Below are 4,236 nucleotides of genomic sequence, written 5' to 3' on the forward strand. Positions count from 1 at the left end.
CCGTACCGTCCCCCGGCTCGTGCCGCCCCGCTCCGTCCCGCCGGCGCATCCAGCGCCGCTCCGCGCTCCGCGCTCCGCGCTCCGTCCGCCTTCCGCCCCGCCGGCGCCTCCGGCGCCGCACGCGCGTCCAGCGCCGTGCTCCGTCCGCCGGTGTCCCTTCTGGGCCCTGCCCCCGCCAGGGGGCTTATGCTGCTCTCGCGGTGGGCCGTTAGCTCAATTGGCAGAGCGCCGGACTTTTAATCCGTTGGTTGTGGGTTCGAGTCCCACACGGCCTACGAGACGCCGGGGGCTCCGGGGGCGGCAAGATCGACTCGCCGGTCGCCCCCGGTGCGGGCAGATTGGGAGCGTGCGGACGGGAACGCCCTGGTGGGCGGGTGGCGGGGCGTGGTACCCCTGGCTGCCACTCGTGCTGATCGTCGTCGCCACCGGGGCGAATCTCCTGACCCCGCCGCGCCTGACCCTGACCCCGCTCTACGTGGCCGCGCCGATGCTGGCCGCCCCGGTGCTCTCGCTGTACGTGACCGCGCTCTACGGCGCCCTGGCCACCGCCTCTGTCAGCGCCCAGATGCTGGCGCGCGAGCCCACCGTCGGCGAGGCCGTCGTCAAGGTGACCACCGTGGCCACCATCTCCGCGCTCGCGGTGGTCGTCAACCGCATCGTGGCCCGTCGTGACCGCCGGCTGGCCTCGGTCAGGGAGGTCGCCGAGGCGGTGCAGCGGGCCGTGGTGCCCGAGCCGCCGGACCGGGCGGGGCTGCTGCGGGTCGCCACCCGCTACCAGGCCGCGCAGCGCGACACGCTGATCGGCGGCGACCTCTACGCGGTGCGGGAGACGCCGTTCGGGGTGCGGCTGCTGGTGGGGGACGTGCGCGGCAAGGGCCTGGCCGCCACCGAGGCGGTCGCCGTGCTCCTCGGCGCCTTCCGCGAGGTGGCCGACCGCGAGCCGGAGCTGGTCGGGGTGGCCGACTATCTGGAGACCGCGCTGGTGCGGGAGCGCGAGCACCGGGCCTCGCTCGACCCGATGGAGGGCTTCACCACGGCCGTGCTGGTCGAGGTGCCGAGGGAGCGGCCGGTCCGGGTCCGGGTCCTCAACCGGGGCCATCCGCAGCCGGTGTTGCTCGCCCCGGACGGGGAGGCGCGCTACCTGGAGTCCGAGCCGGCGCTGCCGCTCGGACTCGGCGAGCTGCTGCCCGCGCCCGCCGACCCGGTGCGCACCACGCCGTTCCCGCCCGGCTCGCACCTGCTGCTCTACACGGACGGGGTGAGCGAGGCCCGGGACGAGGACGGCGTCTTCTACGACCCGGTCGAGAAGCTGCGCGGCCGTTCGTTCCCCGGCCCCACGCCGCTGGTGGACCTGGTGGTCGCGGACGTGGTCGCGCACAGCGTCCGGCTCAACGACGACCTGGCGCTGCTCGCCCTGAACCATCCGGAGCCTCGCGGGACGCCAGGGGATCACGGTGCGTGAGTGAAGGACACCACTCCGCATAACAATTGACGAACCGTCAGGATGCGATATGGAGCACAGTGGCATAGGAGGCGCCTGGGTTTTCATCCGATTTGGGGGAGTTGATGCGCTAAGCTCCCCGCCTCACCCCGCTTTTATTCCCGGGGACTCTTGGAAATTCGGGCCCGGGTCTATTAACGTTCGATAACGCAGCGCGGTCGTCACCGCCGTCGCAAGAGACGGCACCGTGCTCTGTCGCCGAATCCGGCACGTGCGCAACAACTGCACCAAAGGAACCGGGGAACCACCACTTGGGGTGAATCGGACAGTCGAGGGCAGAGCCCCTCGTCCGCCCGTAGGAGACCTTCCTGCTCCGAACCCGTCAGCTAACCCGGTAGGCGAAGGAAGGAAAGGAGAGCGCCTGCAGTGGCGTCGAATCGCTATGCCTCCGTTGCCTCCGGGACCTCCGTCGCGGACCGGCACCCGGACGACGACTCCCGGGACCCGTACGGCACTTACGGCACCTACGACCTGATCGACGCCCAGCCCTCCCAGGGCGCGTTCGGCGCCTACGGCGACTTCGACCCGAGCGGCGCCTACGACCCCACCGCCACCGGCGAGTTCGCCGCCGTCCAGGACGGCCGAGACGACAGCTGGTTCGGCGACTCCCCCAACACCCAGGCGCCGGCCGCTGACACGACCGACGTCGGCGTCCAGGCCTACGGCTCCGACGCTTACGGCACCGAGGCGTACGGCCCCGAGCCCGTCGGCGGCGAACCCTGGAACCCCAGCGAGGAGACGCTGGCCCCCGTCCGCGGCCGGCACCGCGTCTCCCGCCAGCGCGGCGGCACCATGGCCCGCAGCCGCGCCGTGCTCGGCGTCGGCGTCATCGCCGCCGTCGGCGCGGGTGGCATGGCCACCGCCAACGAGGGCGGCGCCGGCTCCGTGCCGGGCGTGGACGCCGCGACCGACACCATGAGCAACATCCCGGTGGTCGGCGACTACCTCGCGGGCGAGGCGGAAGCGGCCCCCACCGCCAGCCCGTTCACCACCGCCGGCATGAACGAGGACGCCGGCGAGGCGCTGCGCGCCCGCATCCTCCAGCAGGCCGACTTCCAGGAGGCCACCGCCGCCGCCCAGGCCAGGACCGCCGCCCTCCAGGCCGCCGAGATCGAGGCCGCCAACGCCGCCGCCGAGCTCGCCGAGCAGCAGCGGATCGCCGAGGAGGAGCGGCAACGCGAGATCGAGGAGGAGCGGCGGCGTCAGGAGGAGGAGCGCCGGCTCGCCGAGCTGCGTGCCAGCTACACCCTCCCGTTGAAGAACTACCGCCTCACCGCCACCTACGGCCAGAGCGGTTCGATGTGGAGCTCCGGCTCCCACACCGGCCTGGACTTCGCCGCTCCGACCGGGACCCCGGTCAGCAACATCCACACGGGCACCGTCGTCGAGGCCGCCTGGGCCGGCTCCTACGGCTACCGCGTCATCATCGAGCTGGAGGACGGCACCGAGGTCTGGTACAACCACCTGTCCTCGATGAGCGTCAGCGCGGGCCAGGCGGTCAACACGGGCGACCAGATCGGCCTGGTCGGCGCCACCGGCAACGTCACCGGTGCCCACCTGCACCTCGAGGTGCGCCCCGGCGGCGGCGACCCGATCGACCCCCTCGCCTGGCTGCGCTCCATGGGCCAGTCCATCTGAGCCTCCCCGTCAGCCGGCCCTACGCTGGCCGCATGACCACCTCCACTCCCCACGCCGTAGGCCAGCTCCGCGTCTCCCCACTCTGCCTCGGCGGCAACGTCTTCGGCTGGACGGCGGACGAGACCGACTCGTTCGCCGTCCTCGACGCCTACGCCGAGGCCGGCGGCAACTTCCTCGACACCGCCGACTCCTACACCGCCTGGATCGAGGGCAACAGCGGCGGCGAGTCCGAGACCATCATCGGCCGCTGGCTCGCCAGCCGTGGCAACCGCGACGCGATCGTCGTCGCCACCAAGGTGGGCGCGCACCCCGACTTCAAGGGCCTGGCCGCGCCGACCGTCAAGCGCGCCGCTGAGGAGTCGCTGCGGCGCCTCGGCACCGACCACATCGACCTCTACTACACGCACTTCGACGACGAGTCGGTCGAGGTCTCCGAGATCGTCACCGTCCTCGACGACCTCGTCCGGGAGGGCAAGGTCCGCGAGATCGGCGCCTCCAACATCTCCCCGGCCCGCCTCGAGGCCTCCCTCGACTTCGCCGCCCGCGAGAACAAGGCCCGCTACGTCGCAATCCAGCCGCACTACAACCTGGTCTCCCGCGACACCTACGAGGGCGAACTCGCCGCCGTCGCCGCCCGCCACGGCCTGGCCGCCATGCCCTACTTCGCCCTCGCGGCCGGCTTCCTCACCGGCAAGTACCGCCCCGACACCGACGTCGCCTCCGCCCGCGCCGGCCGCGCCGCCGAGCACCTGGCAACGGAGCGCGGCCGCCGCGTCCTCGCCACCCTCGACGAGGTGGCGGCCGCGCACTCCGCGGAGGTCGCCACCGTCGCCCTGGCCTGGCTCGCCGCCCAACCCACCGTCGCCGCCCCCATCGCCTCCGCCCGCACCCTCTCCCAACTCCCCGCGCTGTTGGCGGTCGCCGACCTCACCCTCACCGACGCCGAACTAGCCGCGCTGACTGCGGCCTCCGAGTCGTGAACCGGCTCACCCTCCACATCGCCGCCGTCGACCACCGGGTTGAGGTCCGCCCCCTGGTCGACGGCGCCGACCTGCTCGCCACGGCCTTCCCCGACGAACCGGGCACGGACCCCCGCC

General features: G+C 72.9%; 3 protein-coding genes, 1 tRNA gene and 1 riboswitch. All 4 genes read left to right on the forward strand.

Features of this window, described 5'->3' with window-relative positions:
* Positions 1 to 202 precede the first annotated feature (202 nt).
* Positions 203 to 275, forward strand: a tRNA-Lys gene (locus tag E1265_RS34295).
* 71 nt (positions 276 to 346) lie between these two features.
* Positions 347 to 1,462, forward strand: a complete 1,116-nt coding sequence (locus E1265_RS34300; protein ID WP_132934862.1) for a PP2C family protein-serine/threonine phosphatase — start codon at positions 347 to 349, stop codon at positions 1,460 to 1,462.
* Positions 1,463 to 1,687: 225 nt separating this feature from the next.
* Positions 1,688 to 1,859, forward strand: a riboswitch (cyclic di-AMP (ydaO/yuaA leader).
* A gap of 8 nt (positions 1,860 to 1,867) precedes the next feature.
* A complete protein-coding gene (locus tag E1265_RS34305; RefSeq protein ID WP_243741315.1) occupies positions 1,868 to 3,139 on the forward strand; it encodes a M23 family metallopeptidase in 1,272 nt (423 codons plus the stop codon).
* A gap of 32 nt (positions 3,140 to 3,171) precedes the next feature.
* Positions 3,172 to 4,119: an aldo/keto reductase gene (locus E1265_RS34310; protein WP_132934863.1), complete on the forward strand. Its 948-nt coding sequence runs from the start codon at positions 3,172 to 3,174 to the stop codon at positions 4,117 to 4,119.
* The last annotated feature ends 117 nt before the right edge of the window (positions 4,120 to 4,236 follow it).

The organism is Streptomyces sp. 8K308 (assembly GCF_004348315.1).
Taxonomy (GTDB): domain Bacteria; phylum Actinomycetota; class Actinomycetes; order Streptomycetales; family Streptomycetaceae; genus Streptomyces.

What these genes read in the sequence shown, in the direction of transcription:
- E1265_RS34310 (WP_132934863.1), top strand. Translation starts at nt 3,172, where the DNA reads ATGACCACCTCCACTCCCCACGCCGTAGGCCAGCTCCGCGTCTCCCCA.